Genomic DNA, 13,959 nt, shown 5'->3' with positions numbered 1-13,959 from the left:
AGAGAAGTGGCGTTGGCATCCCCGGATCAAAATGCATCGACGCTTCTTCTCGAAGTCTGTTCCGCCACTTCGGCGCTGATTGCGAAGCAGGACGAAATGCGTAAAGAGGCTTTTCGCGATGGTATCCGGGGCGCTGCAAAGGTTATTCGCAATCGCCAGGCAGCCCCGGGCTCCGCGCTTTCTGAGCTGTTTACGGAGGATGGCAGCAACCCGGATGTCTTTGCCGAGGAGCTGAACGGTATAGCGGACACCCTGACCGTCACTGTCGCCGACCTGCGCAAGCTCAGGCAGAAGATCAATACTGCATCTGAAGGCACCGACGACATCGATGACGATATCCGGCGTGTCTATTATTCGGTGATGAATGAGCGTAATCCGACGTCAGCTGACGTCCTGCCGCCAGGTTCACCCTCGCGCTCGCTTGACGTTGCAACCTTCGTGATCGAAAAGATTTTGCGCAACGGATGGTGGACGCTCGGCAATAGCGGCGTGGATGCTGATGATAAACCCGTTGGCAAGGTGGGCCTCAGCCCGAACGAAAGTTCCAAGCCCCAGAGCGCCGCGACCCCGCCTCTTACGTTACTTTCTACGCTTGTGCTCGCCCTGATCGAAAGCAGCAAGTCCCGCTGAGACGGCGTAAACACGTCGAGGCCGGGCCGGTCAATGAGAACGAGAGCCTCTTTTGTGCGGTTTCTTGCGCGGAGGCGGGTCGATGAAGGCGCCGGGTTGATTGATCGATCGGGCGTGTAGCCTTTCGGCGATCGCCTCTGCGCCGGCATCCGTGCCGGTGGCCGAGTAGAAATTGCCCCGAACCTGAATTGCCGCCGCAAGCAAGCGAAAAAAGGCTGATTGGACCGGCTCCTGCGGGATTGTTGGCGCCGCCCAGAATTGATCGAGCTCTTGCTGATCGCTAAGCTTGGCAATGTCGAAGACGGCCGTTCCCAGCACTTTAACGGGTGTACCCAGTTGCAAGGCATGAAGCCCGACTGTGGAGTTGATGGTGACAACGCCAGCGGTTTTTGCCAGCAGCGCATTCAGGTCGCCCCCATCCAGGAACTGCACTCGCCCGCCAACGCCAAGCCTGGTTGCCAGTTCTCCAGCATAGGCCCGCCAGTCGATAAGCCCGTTGTCGAGGGGATGTACTTTGACCACGAGCTGGGATGCGCGCGGGGCGTGAGCGGCAAAGGACGTGATCACCTCGGTGATTGCTTCGCGTTGATCATTATAGGGTGAATGCGCCCGTAACTGGAAATCAGTTTGCAATTGCAACGGGAAAACGAAAAACGAAATGTCGCCGGCAAGCATGTTCTCAACAAGCATTGTTGCGGCTACGGCTCTTTTTCTGCCGCTCGTCAGCCGTATTATCCAGCCGGCATATTCCGCCAGGGGATGAAACAGGGCGTGGCGGCGATAGTGCGGAAACAGAAACCACAGGAAAACATTCGGCAGATTGTATAGGAGGTCATAGGCGGCCTCGACTGTAAAGCTCTGGCTGTAACGTCTCGTCCAATCCGGTTCCGGAAGGGTATGGGCCGCTTCGACGATCTGCTGCGGATCGTTGGGGAAATGCGAATTGGATGACATCCCGTTGCGTTCAAGTGTCAGCCAGTCCGGCCGAAGGTAGCCCATCTCGACGACCGATACCGTTATGTCACGGTCCTTGGCTGCATCAATTGCAGTGAGATGGTAGGGACGTTCCTCTCCAAGGAGGACGAGGTCCGTGACCGCATGCCGGTCCATGAAAGAGGCAACATAGGTGCGCCAGTCGTTTCCGGCACGGCCACGGTAATTGTACCCGCCCTTGCGCCGCCAGAAAATCTGGTCACCCGGATTTAGATTGATCCGCAGGCAGGGATGGCCCTTGGCTTCCAGCCGGTCGGCGGTCTTGGCAAAGATCGGCGAGGATGGTCCTTGCAGAAACAGGAAGACACGCTGTTGCGGCGCATTTTGCAAAGTCATTGTCCCTGCACCTTCGAAAATAATGCCGGCACTATTGCAGATCATCCCTGTGCAGATTGGCATGTTTCAACATGGCTTCCAGCAGCTTCCAAGGTTCTACGCTACGCGGAGACGACGGAGCATTCTGCGATGTGCGCGCGGCGGCCAGTGGCACGATGAAGTAATCGGTGCGGGGATCGGGGAAGGGGTCGGCAAAGGATTTTAGCAGCGGCGCGTGGTCACCGTAGAAAACCAGCCAGACGGGGCGATCGAGCGTGTCTAGGTGATCGACGAGTTCACCCAGCGCCTTGTCGGATTGCTGCAGGATATCGAGATAGATCCCGACAGGATCGACGATTCCTTCAACGCGGTTGGGCTCCCAAGGTCCATGGTTGGCCATCGATGCGACGAAGAGAAAACTACCCTTGTCATCGGTCTGGCTTTCCACGTCAGCGATGACTTTGCGGGTCAGGGCACTATCCGAAACATAGGGGCCGTCGCGGAGGGGATCATGGTCGAAGTCGTCGAGCATGGTCATCTTTTCAAAGCCGAGTTGCGGCATGGCTTTGTGGCGAAGGAAGAACGTCCGGTCATAGGGGTGCATGAAATGCGTGCTCCAGCCCGCATTCTTCAGCTTCGTCGGCCAGACCACATTGGTATAGTGGCCCGCCCGCAGGTAGGGATAACTTGCATCAATATGCAGGTCGTCGGGAACAAGGCCGCTCAACACCGCGAATTCCGTGCGCAGCGTGTACCCGCCCTCAAACACCGTTGCGAGGCGCCCCCACTGCACGGCAAGTTTCTGCAGCCTGTCGATGGTCGGCAGCTTGATGCTGTCTACACCGCAATGGCGCATGTCGATGAAGGATTCTGACTGCCAGACAATGACCAGCGGTGCCTTGTTGTCGGCATCGTGACCGATCAGATCATGGACGGCTGCGAAGAAGCGTTCTTGCAATTCGGCCACGATCTTTTCACGGCGGCGGCCCAGCCAGAGGATGAAATGGAAAATAACGGATGCGAAGGTTCCGAAACGGATGGTGCTGACCTTGACGTTCGGCTTGCCGACAAGGTGTTGCACGAAATCGGCCACCGGCCTGTTCACCGGACCATAGAACAGCAGAATCCAGGGTAGATCGGCGATCAGGATCATCAGGATAATCCAGAGCAGCTTGTGGCTGGCAGGCAGGATGCTGGGCTCGAAATACATGTACAGCGCCGAGACGCCGAAGACATACAGGAAGGCGACAACCCAGAAAACGATGTTGAGCGAGTGGGCGTAGAAGATCGTCTTGTACTTGAAGACGTCGGCGACCAGGGCGATATCTGAAAAGACCAGCGGTTCGCGAATGAACCTGTATTTGGCCCGGGATATTCCGGTGAAGATGACGAAGAAGCTCATCGTTCCGGCGCTCGCATAGAGAGGGCGCCAGGAGATCGAGAAGAAGCCCGCAAACACGAGAGCAATGATTGGCAGCCGTGACAGGATATCGACGGTGGCGCGGCGGCGGCTGGATGGCGGCCGGTGTCTCCGGCGCTCGCGTGCGGGCAAGGCAAACTTGTCTGTATACAGGATGACAGCACAGGCCAGCGCGTAGCAGAGAAAGGTCAGCGTTACCGGATGGTAGTGCATATGGAGCGACGTGAACGCCAAACGAATACCTTTGATCTTTCATCGCCTACCGATGCGTCATGCACCGCCGCGGCTGAGCGACACTTAAAACCTATTCACGGCGGATACAAGCAGGCTCTACTGTTCAGCGCTGGTCGCTTATCCGTTGAATACCCCTGTCGAACCACCAGTTGAGAACCGGCTTCACCGTCGAGCCAAAACGTCCCAGCGCCCACAGCGTCCAGCCGAAAAACACCTCGAATTGGCCTCTGTCGATGGCCCGCACGATCTGCAGCGCAACGGTAGCGGAGGACCAGGGAGCAACCCGTCCCATGATAACCGTTGCTTCAAGCGGCCGATGTTCCAATTCGCGGGAAAACTGCGGCGTTTCTGTATCGGGCGGGAAACAGACAGAAACCTTGACCCCGTGCGGCTTTGCTTCCGAACGAAGAGCGTCGGCGAAACCATGCAGGGCAAATTTCGAGGCACAATAGGCCGTGTAGCCATAGATACCGATCAAACCCGCGCCGGACGATACCAGCATGATCCGGCCGGAGCGCCTTTGCTTCATGGTCGCATAAACCGCGCGCACCGCGTGGACGCTGCCGAACAGGTTTGTCTGAATCTGCCGATGGAAGGCAGCCGGAGATAGCGTATCGAAGCGTCCGGGTTCGACAATTCCGGCAGATGTGATCAGGATGTCACAGGGGCCGAAGGCATCTTCGCATTTGTGTATTGCCGCCAATGCCTGATCTTCGTCGGCAACGTCGGCACTTTCAATGCGGATCGATGCTTCGCCGTGATCTTTGATAAGTTCGGTTCTGGCCGCCTCAAGCGTGGGCAGGGAGCGTGCGAGCAGCGATATGCGTACGCCGCGGGCAGCATAGATACGCGCCAGTGCCAGTCCGATCCCGCTTGATCCGCCGGTAATGATCACATGAGTCATGCCGCAAGACCGGTTCGGTTCATGGACGTTCGCCTGGCTGTTTCGGGAGCGCGTTATCGGGTGGCGAGCATCTTCATCATCTGCTGGACATCGATCGATGCGAGACCGAAATTCCGCTCAGTCAGATCCTTGAGCTTTTCAGCCGTCATCGCCACAGTCTGGCGGATCTGTTCTTCCGTATGTTCGCTGGTGATGAAGAACCGCAGACGCGCCATTCCTTCCGGGACTGCCGGATGGATGATTGGCAATGCGTTGATGCCGGCGGCCAGAAGATCGTTTGACAGTTGCACTGCACGCAGAGAATCACCAACCAGAACCGGAACTACGGAGAAGCCGGCACTCAGACCCGTGTCCAGACCGGCTTCCTGGGCAAGCTTCAGGAAGAGTGTGCCGTTGCGCCTCAAGGCGGCGACACGTTCCGGCTCGCCTTCCAGAATATCCAGGCTGGCGATGGCCGATGCAGTCAGAACCGGTGCGAGGCCGACACTGTAGACGAACCCTCCAGCGGTTGCCTTCAGTACGGCTGCCAGAGCACCGCTGCCGGCGATATACCCGCCGCAGCTCGATGTCGTCTTGGAAAGTGTTCCCATCCAGATATCGACCTGGCGCGGATCGATGCCGAAATGTTCGAACGTACCTTTGCCACGTTTGCCGAGAATGCCGAGCGAATGGGCCTCATCGACCATCAGCCAGAAGCCGTACTCGGCCTTCAGTTTCATGATCGCGGGCAGATTGGCGATATCACCGTCCATGGAATAGACGCCTTCGACGATCACCAGAATGCGGCGATAATCGCCGGCAACCGTCCGCAGTACATGTTCCAGGTCGTTCGCATCATTGTGCTTGAACAGGCGGCGCGTAGCGCCAGATAGCTTGATGCCGGCGAGTGCACTGTTGTGAATGAACTCGTCGTGCACGACGAGATCCTTCGGACCCATCAGGCAGCTGATTGCCGCGACATTGGTCAGGTAGCCGCTGACAAAGCAGACGGCCGCTTCGACGCCGTAGAAAGCGGCGATACGCTCTTCGAGTTCGGCGTGCGCCGGGCGTTCGCCGGCCACAAGCCGGCTGGCTGATGCCGAGATACCGAAGGTGCTGATGGTGTCGCGGGCCTGTGCCAGAACATGTGCATGCCTGTTGAGGCCGAGATAATCGTAAGACGCGAAGTTGATCAGCTTGCGTCCGTCGATCACTGTCGTGGCACCGGCTGCCGTCTGATGCGCGCGGTAGAACGGATTGTCGATACCCAGCTGTTCGCTGGCGACTTTCTGGGTCTGGACCTGCTTGTACTCCGGCAAATCCTCGAATCGCGTCTGTTTGCGCCTGACGGGCGGAGGAACGTCGCGCTCTGAACGGGCCATACGATTGCGCTCTGAGGACTGATGCGCATTGCGCATCTGGTCCAGAAGGTTCTCTTTCAGGCTGCTGTTCATCTTCGCAGCGCTGTTGCGTTCCTCACTCTCGCTCATTGGCTCACTGCCTTTTCCGTACCGGTGCCGGTATGGCGCTGGGCGAGCTCGTTGACGATCTTGTTGTCCGTTGGCTCGCTGTCTTCGTCGCTGCCGTGATCCCGCTTGCTCACCTTGTCGTAGAGCTTACGTGCAACATCGCCAACGGTCGTATTGTCGGCAACGCCGCTCAACGGCATGTCAAAGCCGGTATTCTGCTGGAAGCTGATCCCCAATTCAACGGCCATCAAACTATCGAGACCGATTTCCTTCAGGATCTTGCTGCGCGAAATCGTATCCTTTGATACGCGCAGGATAGCTGCGATTTCGCTGGCAACCAGATCATAGAGGATATCTTCGGCCTCTTGCGCCGATTTTCCGTCGATCATTGCCACAAGATCCATGGTCTTACCGTCGCTGCCTGCAGTGTGCTGGTCGGCGGTTCGCAGGATGACCTCGAAGAGGGCATTGCGGACCACCGGCAGGTTACGCGCCGCGGCCCAATCGAGTTCGGAAACCATTGCAACGGCGGCATCGACGGTACCCGGATCGGACCGGATATAGCTCTCGACCTGATTGAGGGCGGTTTGCGCCTTCAGAGCCGTTTTGCCGATACGCTTGGAAAGCAGATCGTTGACGTCGGTATTCTGTGCCAGATAGCCCTTGTCGGCGATCGCACCGAAGCCGATGGCGAGCCCCGGCAGACCTTCAAGCCGGCGAGCGCGGGCAAGACCCTCAAGATAGCCGTTGGCAGCCACATAGTTGGCCTGGCCTGGATTGCCGACCAATGTGGTTGCCGACGAGAACATGATGAAATGTTCGAGCGTATCGGCGCGGGTCAACCGGTCAAGAACGGCTGCGCCCTGCGCCTTCACGTCGATGACCGGACGGTTACGCTCGCGGCTGAGATTGTTGATCAGCGCGTCGTCGAGGACCATTGCGGCGTGAACGACGGTCTTCAGGGGGGCGATCTGCCGAAGTGTTTTCAGCAGAGCGTCTGCAGCAGCTTCGTCCGTCACGTCGCAGGCGTGGATGGTCGCCGAGACGCCCATGTTTTCCCATCGCTTGATCGCTTCCAGGGTCTCGATATCGGCGATACCCCGGCGGGTGGCGAGCGCGATGTTGCGCGCACCCTTTTCAACCAGCCAGTTGGCAGCAGCAAGACCGAACCCGCCGATACCACCAACGACCAAATGCACGCCAAGACTATCGACAGACATGCGGCCGGCCGGCCGGTTGGCAACTTCATCGCGTCCGGCAACGGGTGGCAAAACGACGATCTTGCCGATATGGCCGGCATTCTGCATCAGGCGGAAAGCGTTGCCGATTTCGTCGAAACCGAAGGCGCGGTAGGGGAGAGGCACAAGTTTGCCTTCTTCGAACAGCGCGCCGATTTCTGTGAAAATCCGCTTCGTCAGGTCCGGCGCGTTGACCAGCAACTGGTCGGCATCGATACCAAAATAGCTGATATTGCGGCGGAAAGGCCGAAGGCCGATCTTGCTGTCACCGTAGTAGTCACGTTTGCCAAGTTCGAGGAAGCGGCCAAACGGCTTCACCAGCGACAGGCTCTGTTCCATGGCTTCGGCAAACAGCGAGTTCAGTACCAGATCGACACCTTCGCCGCCGGTAACGCCGAGGATCTCGTTGACGAAGGCCAGCGAACGCGAATCGAAGACGTGATCAGCACCGAGCATCTTCAGGAAACGGCGCTTTTCGCGCGTTCCCGCTGTGGCGATCACCTTGGCACCGGCAAGCTTGGCAACCTGCAGGGCTGCAAGGCCGACACCGCCGGCAGCGCCGTGGATCAGGATCGTTTCGCCAGGCCGAATACGGCCAAGCTCGATCATCGCGTAATAGGCGGTAAGGAAGGCAACTGGCACGGTTGCTGCTGCGACGGGGCTGACGGTTTCCGGCAGTCTGGCAACGCCGGACCGCGAAACGACCACATGGGTGGAAAAGGCTGCGGGCGCGATCGCCATTACGGCGTCGCCGACCGACAGGTCCTTGATGCCGCTGCCGATGGCAACGACATGGCCGGAAAGCTCCATGCCGATCGTCGCTCCGGCAAAACCGTCCTCCAGCGCTTCTTCCGGCAAAAGTCCCATCGCCCACATGACGTCGCGGAAGTTCAGGCCGGTTGCAGCGACCGCAACGACGACGTCGTCCGGGCCAGCCTGCGGGATGTCTGACTGTTCCCAGGCAATGCTGCCGACCTGCGAGCTGACACGCTGGCGGATGGTCGCGGCCTTGAAGCCCGTCGTCTTGCGCAAGCTTTGATCGACCGGGCCGGGTACGGCGCGGATTTCCGAAAGGATACCGTTCTGTCCGTCAAGCAGCCATTCGCGGTTTCCGCTTGTATCGCTCAGTAGCGAGATCGCCGCAGCGAGCTGGTTACCAGGTCCGGCCTTGGGTCCAGTGAAATCGAGCGAATGGATATCGAGGATATCATACTCGTTTTGAAGCACGCGGGCGAATGCCCACAGGCCACTGTTGACGCTTGATCCGGACACATCCTTGCCGCGCCCGTTCGATGTGACCGGCGCGCCACCGGGAGCAGCAATCACGAGACGCGGACGCTGATCGGCTGCAGGTTCCGCATGCGCATAATACTGTCGAAGCGACTCGGCAAAGGCACTGAGCGACAGGACGCGATTTTGCAGAGCAGCCGAATCCTGGCTGCGATCCGCCGCAGTGGTTGCCGACAGGTAGACGGCGCGGATCGGTTTTTCGTTCAATCCGGCGACGGCCTCAGTGATCTTGTCCTTGTCGATTTCGAAATCGCCAGTCAACTGAACCTGGATAAGAGGAGCCTGAATGGCATCCTTGCCTGAAGGAAGTGTGTTCTGCAGGCTAGAAACATTACCTTCGTGCAGCACAAGCACCGGCCTTGCGACCTCTGCGGGCTGGGCGTCGGCAGTTGGGGCGATCTCGGTAAACAGGCCGCCCTGCGCCTCGACCGTGATGATGTTTCCGTATGGCAATTCGCGATCTGCAACGGAGATGTTACGAAGGCCGAGATCGGTCAGGTCCTTTTGCCATTGCGTGATCGTAGCCAGCTTGCCGATCGGAAACTCGACGGCCTGGGTGCGGGCAAACCAGCTTTCGGTCAATCCGAAGGCGAAGTCGCTGAACACTGTCGGCGCATTGGTCGCAGCGACAAGAGCCCCATTTTCCCGCAGGCAGACACGCAGCGCATTGCGAATGGCGCCGTCTTCATCGATCAGGGTGAAAATCGTATCCGAAGCGCTGACAACGAGATCGAAAGCCGGAAGCGACGCGAATGCGTCCTTTTTCAGAACGCGGACATGTGCGTCTTCCTCGAAGGCGATCTCCAGATTGCGCTGGGCATTTTCGCGTGGTTCGACAACGATCAGGCTGGCGCCATATTTTGCCGCCAACGTCGCGAGCTTGCGGGTGAAGCCGGCAGAGACGGTGCCTGCTTCAACAATCCGCAGGTTGGTTTTGCCCTCTTTGCTGGTGAGCGCTTTTTCGGCCGCCGCCAGAATGAGATCCATGCGTTGACGGGTGGACTCGGAATGCACGGTCTGGTGATCGAGCGTTGCATCGCTGATGAAGCCCTGCGGCTTTATTGCTTCAACTTCGTTACCCGATAGCTCGGCGGCAAAGAGACTGTCGATGCGATCCAGCGCTTCAGCGTAGGAATTGTTGATCAACACAGCTTCCACGGCGCGCTCGGAGCGTTCGCCATAGAGTTCCTTGAGAATGTCGCCAACGGGAGGAAGCGAAAACTCGGCGGCGATCTTCCAGCTACCACCCTTGTGTTCGCACAAGCCGGCGTCTTCCAGGACATAGAGGCAATTGGCGAGGAAGCAGCGGAAGGCAAAATCGCCGGGAAGCGACCGCGTATCGACCTTGGCCGTGCCCTTGCCGAGCTTGAGCGCGATTTCGTGGCAGGCGCGGTAGATCGCTGCGTTGAACAGAAGCGTCGTATTGTCGATGCCACTCTCTTCCGTTGCGGCAAGCAACGGCAGCGGAAGCGCATGCGATTGCCCCAGCGTTGCAAGCGGTAGGGACCGATCGGAAGGGACAGCCTCATAGTGGAAGGACAGCATGTCCAGCGTCTTGTGCTGGCGCAAATAGGTCCGGCGGAAACGGCAATCGTCGAATGCCGCAATGACTTCGCCACCCTTGCCGAAGAAACGGAATTTTGCCTTGATCGAGTTGGCGCTAATGCGCTCGATCTCCACCACGGCGCGTTTCACCGTGAGGCCGGAGTTTGTCAGGCGCACGGAGCCGAAGCGCACCGGGATATAAGGCGCACCGCCGGCATCACCGGTAAAGCGATCAAACAGCGCTACCAGTCCATGGAAGGTTGCATCCACGGAAATCGGATTGAGGCTGTAGGAAACAAAGGGATTGCCCGTTTTCTCGGGCTCTTTCAATTCGACATCGATGAACCGGTCGCCATAGCAGACCGCCCTTGCCATCAGCTGGAAGCGAGGACCGTAATCCAGGCCGAACTGACGCGCAGTTTCATAGGCCTTCGCCGGTGTCACGGTCGCGGTCTTTTCCACACCGGCAAAGATGTTGCCGGAGGTGACCGGATCGGCGGGGATCGGTTTGCGGCTTCTTGCCACCGCATGTACAGCCCAGTCATCTTCCGAAAGGCGCTCGCGGGAGCGAATCTCGATATCGCCGGTTTCTGGAGACAGGATGGTCGAAAGTTCCATCATCCGATTGTCGGCAAGCTCCAGCGGCCGCACAATCTCCAGATTGGTGATATCGACCTCTGTGGTACCATAGTATTGCTGCGCGGCGGAAATGGCGATCTCGATGAAACCGCTGCCTGGCAGGATAGCCTTGCCGTCGACGATGTGTTCCGCCAGATCAGGGAACAGATGCGCGTCGACGTGGTTCTTCCAGCTGCCGCTATTGAGGTCGCTCCGCCAGCCAGCCAGCGTATAAGGTGTTTTTGCACCACGGCCGAACACGTCGGTGGCGTCGCTTGTCGATGCCGGACGCAGTTCGGCCAGTTCAAACGGCAGGCTTGGTAGGCTCACGAACGCATTGCGCTTGCCAAACAGGCGCGCTTCATCGAAGGCGGCACCATGCGCAATCGCACGCGCCATTGCACGCGAAATGGGATCCTGACCTTTTTCGCCGGCGTCACGCAACAGGGTCGCAACGACCGTGCCGGGGATCGACGCCTGCTTGACCGTTTCCTTGAGATAGGACGATAGAATCGGCCGCGGGGAGATTTCAATGAACAGGCTGCAGCCGAGTTCGATGGCAGCTTCGGTCGCTGCCTGGAAACGGACCGGTTCGCGGACGTTCTTCCACCAGTAATCCGGATCCAGTTGCGTACCATCCATCCGCTCGCCGGTGACGGTCGACAGATAGGCAAGTTCCGATTTGCGCGGCGCGATGTCCGGAATATCGGCGAGGAAGGCCTTCTTGGCGCGATCGATGATCGGGTGGTGGAACGGATAGTTGATATCGAGAATTTGAACGGGAATCTTCGCCTTGCGTGCGGCATCGCGGAAGGCGGAAACTTCGTGTGCCGGGCCGGAGATCGTTACCGAGTTGTGCGCGTTGATCGCAGCCACACAGATCTGCTCAAGTCCGCGGGACTTGGCGAAGGCATTTGCGGCCTCTTCGCCGAGCATGGCGGCGGCCATGGTGCCTTGGCCAGCCAGAAGGTCCTGGTGCAGCGAGCGCTTGGCAACGATCGAAACGGCGTCAACGAGCGAGAGAGCGCCGGCCGCGTAAGCTGCAGCGATTTCACCGACGGAATGACCAAATACCGCAGTCGGCTTGATGCCCATGGCAACAAGCGAATCCGACAATGCTGCCTGGACGGCGAACAATAGCGGCTGGGCGAATTTCGTGTCGGAAAGCTTCTTGTCCAGATCCGGGTCTGTCAGCAGGTCGGTTAGAACGATGTCCGAATGGAACTTGAACAGCGCGCTGACCGAGGTGAAACACTGGCGGAAATGCAGGTTTTCGCGGAAGGCCTCAACCCCCATGCCGGCCCACTGGGAACCGTTGCCGGAGAATACGAACGCAACCTTCGCATCCTTCGTTACGGCTTCACCGGTTTCACCGATATCGGAGGCTGGCTTTTCGAGATGGCTGGCAATGGCGCGGATGATGTCTTCCGGATGATCGCTGCGCGCCGCAAAACGGTGGCGCATCTGCGTGCGGTTGACACCGGACGCGGCGATTACAGTCCGAGCTTCATCCTTTGAGGTTTTGGCGAACGTCGACTTGTACGACTTCAGCAACTCCTCGAGGCTATGGGCGGTATGGGCGCTTGCCATGAAGACATGGCCAGCCGCGTTGTTGCGGCTGCGTTCTTCCTGGACGGGATCCGGATCGCTGATGACGACGTGAGCATTGGCGCCGCCAAAACCGAAGGAGTTGATCCCGGCAAGACGGGCGCGCTTGCCGCGCAGCAGTTCGATCGGGTTTGCGGTAACGCGCACGTTCAACCCGTCGAAATCGATGTTCTCGTTGGGGGTTTCGAAATGCAGCGATGCCGGCAGGTAGTTGTTCTCAAGTGCCATGACGGCCTTAAGCATGCCGAACAGGCCGGACGCCGGTTCCGTGTGGCCAATGTTTGACTTGATCGAACCGATCGGTACCGGCGCACGCCGGTTGGCGCCGATCACCGTGCCGATTGACCAGACTTCGGAGGGGTCGCCGACCTTGGTACCTGTCCCGTGGCCTTCGACGAAGGCAACCTGGTTGGAATCGATATTGTTGCCTTCATAGATGGAGCGCAACAAATTGGCCTGGGCCTCGCGCGATGGCAGGGAAATACCATTGGTGCGTCCGGCAGAATTGACGCCGGTCGCGACGATCTTGGCGTAGCTGCGGTCCTTTTCCTGCCGTGCCCTGTCGGACCGGCGCAGAACGAACACGACACCGCCTTCGGCGCGGACATAGCCGGCACCATCATTGTCATAGGCGCGGCAAAGCCCTTCCGGGGATAGCATGCGCGCCTGCGCAAACCCGACAAACGGCAGCGGGTGGGCAAGAATACTGACGCCGCCGACGATAGCAGTGTCGATTTCGCCTGCATTCAGTGCCCTCATCGCCTGATCGAGCGCGACCAGCGACGAGGAGCAGGCGGTATCGACCGTCATGCTCGGTCCGCTCAGACCGAAAATATGGGAAATACGGTTGGAAACGATCGAGAGCGTGTTTCCAGTCATGAAGTAGGGGCCGGCGGCGGCCGGATCCTCGACGGTGAGATTGGCGTGGTCGAGGTTCGACGCACCAATATAAACACCGACATTTTCACCGTGCAGCGAAGGGATCGAGATGTTGGCATCTTCGAGCGCGCGCCAAGCCAGTTGCAGCAAAACCCGCTGTTGCGGGTCCATGTGCATGGCTTCGCGCTGCGACATGCCGAAGACTGCCGGATCGAAATCATAAATGCTGTCGAGCACCCCGGCGGCGAAGGAATAGGTCTTGCCCGGATTGCCGATGACGGGATGCCAAAAGCGCGCAAGGTCCCAACGATCAGACGGAATGCGCGTGACCGTGCATTTGCCCTGGCGCAAAACTCGAAACAACGCCTGTGGCGAATTCGCTCCAGGGGCGAGACATGCGCGCCCTATGATTTCAACTGTCATATTTTCTCGAACGTTCTAGATTGCTGTAAGTTGTCTTGCTGATTGCACTTGATACGCGAAAAAGCAATTGGAACTTCTTCTCCGGGTCCGCAGATCATCTCGTCATTGCTTTGGTGTCAGCTATATTAGTGGCTTTTTAAATCATGTTCACGAGGTTTCAACCCCTCTCCTGGGAACATACACGGCGCATGGTGGGCCCCAAGACAATTATCAAGTCAGGCGGTAATCGTTTTGGAGGACCTGTTGCCAGAAAGGCGCATTGGGCATCATTGGTCGGATATGTCTATGAATTATGAGCAATGATTGTCGTTTTAAAAAGGTGATCACAATTTTGGCCGTTAGAATTCCCATGGAATACAATAGCCCAGGTCGAAATTCAAACGCCAAGTTTGGTGACGCGCGCGTCGTGTAGGA

The 13,959-nt window shown here is 58.4% G+C and carries 6 protein-coding genes; 1 reads left to right on the top strand and 5 read right to left on the bottom strand.

What is annotated here, in order from left to right; translation table 11 throughout:
* The first annotated feature begins 6 nt into the window (after positions 1–6).
* Positions 7–630, top strand: coding sequence for a hypothetical protein (locus ASC96_RS00970; RefSeq protein WP_156393804.1), 624 nt, complete (start codon positions 7–9; stop codon positions 628–630).
* A 30-nt stretch (positions 631–660) separates the two neighbouring features.
* Here the strand turns inward: ASC96_RS00970 and ASC96_RS00965 are convergent, their stop codons facing one another.
* From ASC96_RS00965 to ASC96_RS00945, 5 genes are all read right to left on the bottom strand, one after another.
* Positions 661–1,959, bottom strand: coding sequence for a capsular biosynthesis protein (locus ASC96_RS00965; protein ID WP_060501354.1), 1,299 nt, complete (start codon positions 1,957–1,959; stop codon positions 661–663).
* A gap of 31 nt (positions 1,960–1,990) precedes the next feature.
* Entirely contained in the window at positions 1,991–3,571 is a 1,581-nt protein-coding gene (locus ASC96_RS00960) for an LTA synthase family protein (protein ID WP_060501352.1), read from the bottom strand.
* A gap of 124 nt (positions 3,572–3,695) precedes the next feature.
* Entirely contained in the window at positions 3,696–4,496 is an 801-nt protein-coding gene (locus ASC96_RS00955; protein ID WP_060500482.1) for an SDR family oxidoreductase, read from the bottom strand.
* A gap of 53 nt (positions 4,497–4,549) precedes the next feature.
* Positions 4,550–5,965, bottom strand: coding sequence for an aminotransferase class I/II-fold pyridoxal phosphate-dependent enzyme (locus tag ASC96_RS00950; RefSeq protein ID WP_060500480.1), 1,416 nt, complete (start codon positions 5,963–5,965; stop codon positions 4,550–4,552).
* Positions 5,962–13,545, bottom strand: a complete 7,584-nt coding sequence (locus ASC96_RS00945) for a type I polyketide synthase (protein ID WP_060500478.1) — start codon at positions 13,543–13,545, stop codon at positions 5,962–5,964. Before ASC96_RS00945 ends, ASC96_RS00950 begins: the two co-directional genes overlap by 4 nt.
* Positions 13,546–13,959 lie beyond the last annotated feature (414 nt).

The organism is Rhizobium sp. Root1204 (assembly GCF_001424965.1).
Lineage (GTDB): Bacteria > Pseudomonadota > Alphaproteobacteria > Rhizobiales > Rhizobiaceae > Pararhizobium.
Note: the sequence above shows the minus strand (reverse complement) of the source record. Positions and strands in the feature narration are given on the sequence as shown.

Coding starts and splice junctions, on each gene's coding strand:
- ASC96_RS00945 (WP_060500478.1), bottom strand. CDS start 13,545: ATGACAGTTGAAATCATAGGGCGCGCATGTCTCGCCCCTGGAGCGAAT.
- ASC96_RS00955 (WP_060500482.1), bottom strand. CDS start 4,496: ATGACTCATGTGATCATTACCGGCGGATCAAGCGGGATCGGACTGGCA.
- ASC96_RS00965 (WP_060501354.1), bottom strand. CDS start 1,959: ATGACTTTGCAAAATGCGCCGCAACAGCGTGTCTTCCTGTTTCTGCAA.
- ASC96_RS00960 (WP_060501352.1), bottom strand. CDS start 3,571: ATGCACTACCATCCGGTAACGCTGACCTTTCTCTGCTACGCGCTGGCC.
- ASC96_RS00950 (WP_060500480.1), bottom strand. CDS start 5,965: ATGAGCGAGAGTGAGGAACGCAACAGCGCTGCGAAGATGAACAGCAGC.